Annotated in this window: 1 pseudogene; it reads right to left on the bottom strand. The window is 77.3% G+C overall.

Annotated features, from left to right (window positions below):
* Nucleotides 1–852 (bottom strand): annotated as a pseudogene (locus tag B7767_RS28790) (ATP-binding protein); the annotation flags it as partial.

Here is an 852-nt window from a genome sequence, read left to right as displayed (position 1 = left end):
CGGGCAGATGCGCCTGGTGGGGCACCTCGCCGCCGAGCGCGACGGCGAACCGCAGGGTGGCGCGGGCGGAGGCGCTGAGCCGGGAGGCGAGCAGCGGGGCGGGGGCGGCGGCCTCGCCGAGCGAGGGCAGGGGCACCTCGTCGCCGTCCGCGGGGTCGTAGGACGCCTCGTCGGGCCGTACGTCCTCGAAGACGCCGAACTCGTCGACGGCGTCGGCGCCGGCCCGCAGCCGGTCGCGCTGCCGCAGCAGGGCACCGGCCTGGACGAAGCGCAGCGGCAGGCCCTCGGACTCGAACCAGAGGTCGCCGGCCCAGTTCGACTCGTCCTCGGTGAGGTCCCGGCCGACGGCGTGCTTGAGCAGGTCGAGACTGTCCGCGCGGTCGAGGCCGGGGAGGGCGACCTCCTCGATGCCGGCGTCGGCGGACGGCTCGGGCACGTCCGGGGTGGCGCCGAGCAGGAAGGCGCACTCGGGGGTGGCGTCCAGCAGCTCGTCGAGGGCGGCGCCGCCGAACTCCAGGTCGTCGAGGACGACGACGGCGCCGATCTCACGGACGTGGTCGGCGAGTTCGTCCCGGTCCGGGCGGTGCAGCGGGGCGTCGTGGACGGCGTAGAAGAGGTCGTACAGCAGGTCGTCGGCGGAGCGGCGGTGGCCGTTCAGCCGGACGACGCCGTCGGGGGCGAGGTCCGCGCAGTCCTCGGCGACGGTGTCGAGGAGCCGGGTGCGGCCGGAGCCGGCCGGGCCGGTGAGGCGCACGGAGCGGCCGCGGGCCAGTAGCCGGACCAGCTGCTCGCGCTCGTCCCGGCGGGCCAGCAGCGGCAGCGGGAGCTGCGCGGGTCCCGGCGGGACGGGCG

Source organism: Streptomyces sp. 13-12-16, assembly GCF_002114215.1.
Lineage (GTDB): Bacteria > Actinomycetota > Actinomycetes > Streptomycetales > Streptomycetaceae > Streptomyces.
Note: the sequence above shows the minus strand (reverse complement) of the source record. Positions and strands in the feature narration are given on the sequence as shown.